Source organism: Vibrio fujianensis (assembly GCF_002749895.1).
Lineage (GTDB): Bacteria > Pseudomonadota > Gammaproteobacteria > Enterobacterales > Vibrionaceae > Vibrio > Vibrio fujianensis.
Genome location: NZ_NBUS01000040.1, coordinates 308,926 through 310,738 on the forward strand (window position 1 = coordinate 308,926; position 1,813 = coordinate 310,738).

General features: G+C 44.6%; 2 protein-coding genes. One reads left to right on the forward strand and one right to left on the reverse strand.

Features of this window, described 5'->3' with window-relative positions; all coding sequences use genetic code 11:
* Positions 1 to 123: 123 nt before the first annotated feature.
* Positions 124 to 969 (reverse strand): ammonia-dependent NAD(+) synthetase, encoded by an 846-nt coding sequence (nadE, locus tag B7C60_RS07275; RefSeq protein WP_099611072.1) that lies wholly within the window; start codon positions 967 to 969, stop codon positions 124 to 126.
* Between the two features lie 129 nt (positions 970 to 1,098).
* On the opposite strand from nadE, the gene B7C60_RS07280 reads away from it, so the two are divergent.
* A complete protein-coding gene (locus B7C60_RS07280) occupies positions 1,099 to 1,623 on the forward strand; it encodes a nicotinate-nicotinamide nucleotide adenylyltransferase (RefSeq protein ID WP_099611073.1) in 525 nt (174 codons plus the stop codon).
* The last annotated feature ends 190 nt before the right edge of the window (positions 1,624 to 1,813 follow it).

Consider the following 1,813-nt stretch of genomic DNA (forward strand, 5'->3'; position numbering starts at 1 on the left):
AAAAGCCAAACGAATAAGTCTGGCTCTCCTAATCCCCATGAGCATAAATAGGCGATGTGATTGGGGTGAACGAACGTAGCCAACACCCCAGCAGCTTCAAGTAGGAAAGGGATAACCGAATATTTATTCGGTTTCGATATCATCATAAATGGTTGGGATAGGTTGACGCTTATGTTGTGTCGTTTGATAAATATGAATCAGACGTTCTGTGATTGAAGAAGGAACGGGTTTACCTTCGAGAAAATCATCAATTTGTTCATAGGTCAGATTGAGTGCCTCTTCATCCGCCTTTTGTGGCGTCAGTTCTTCTAAATCGGCGGTGGGTATTTTATTCACTAATACTTCGGGGGCTCCGAGTTGAGCTGCCACCAGACGAACTTGACGCTTATTGAGGCCAAAGAGTGGTGCTAAATCGCAAGCGCCATCCCCATATTTTGTATAAAACCCTGTGATATTTTCGGCTGAGTGATCAGTTCCTAATACCAAGCCTCCCACATACCCTGCAATTTCATATTGAGCAACCATTCTCGCTCGAGCTTTGACATTGCCTTTTACAAAATCAATTTTTGCCTTATCGGTGGGCAATAATCCCGTCCCCGAGAGCGCTTGATGCGAGGCCGAATGTAAGCCATCGACTCCGGATTTAATATTGACGGAAACACAATGAGTCGGTTGAATGAAAGAGAGGGCGAGTTGCGCCTCCTGCTCATCTTTTTGTTCACCATAAGGCAAACGCACCGCAATAAATTGGTATCGATCCGTATTGTGTTGTTGATTTAATGCTTCGATCGCCAATTGAGCTAAACGACCACAGGTGGTTGAGTCAACCCCGCCACTGATCCCCAGTACAAGGGCATGGCAGCCAGAGTCTACTAGCTTACGCTGAATGAATGCGACTCGACGTTCAATTTCAAACTGAGGATCAATGTTTGGTTGTACCCGCATCTCTTTTCGAATCATTTGTTCCATAATTTTTCCTTTCCCAGTAAGCGAAACCATGTTTGGATCCTCGCATCTTGATGTAAATTAGTTATATCATACCGAAAACGATAAATTAGAAAACCGTGAATACGATCTCGAAAATAAAGAGAGAAATCGATGGAAAAAATAGCCGTATTTGGTAGCGCTTTTAATCCGCCAACGATTGGGCATCAGAGTGTGATCGAGTCGTTAACTCATTTTGATCGCATTGTACTTGTCCCCAGTATTGCGCATGCATGGGGGAAAGAGATGGTGGATTATGAAGTCCGTTGTCGGTTAATCGAAGCATTTATTGCCGATTTAAGTTTACCTCAAGCTCAATTAGCCACGGTTGAAAAAGAGCTTTTACAGCCGGGTCAAAGCGTAACGACTTATGCTGTGCTTTCTTTTTTACAAGCGCAATGGCCCGAGGCGGAACTGACTTTTGTCATTGGCCCCGATAACCTATTTCAATTTGGTCAATTTTATCGTGCCCAGGATATTCTTCAACGCTGGTCGGTGATGGCCTGCCCAGAAAAAATCAAGGTAAGAAGCACTGATATTCGGTATGCCGTGCAAGAAAAGAAAGATATCAGCGAGTTAACCACACCGAGGGTTGCAGCGTTGATCACACAGCTTAACTGTTATCGGATCGCATCATAAGAGCCTGCATTGGGTAATACAACCGAGTTTGAAGCACCTGAAGCAGATCACGTGATGCATTTAGTTGGAAAATGTTGTCATCGCCGGTGTGATCGGCGATGACTGGATGGTTAAGTGTGGCTGGATGTCGGTTATTTGGTGACGGGCCTGAAAAATAGCGCTTGCTGCCTCAGTGTTATACGGCTAAAGG

Excerpts from the sequence above, each read along its gene's own strand:
- B7C60_RS07280 (WP_099611073.1), top strand. The coding sequence starts at position 1,099 with ATGGAAAAAATAGCCGTATTTGGTAGCGCTTTTAATCCGCCAACGATT.
- nadE (WP_099611072.1), bottom strand. The coding sequence starts at position 969 with ATGGAACAAATGATTCGAAAAGAGATGCGGGTACAACCAAACATTGAT.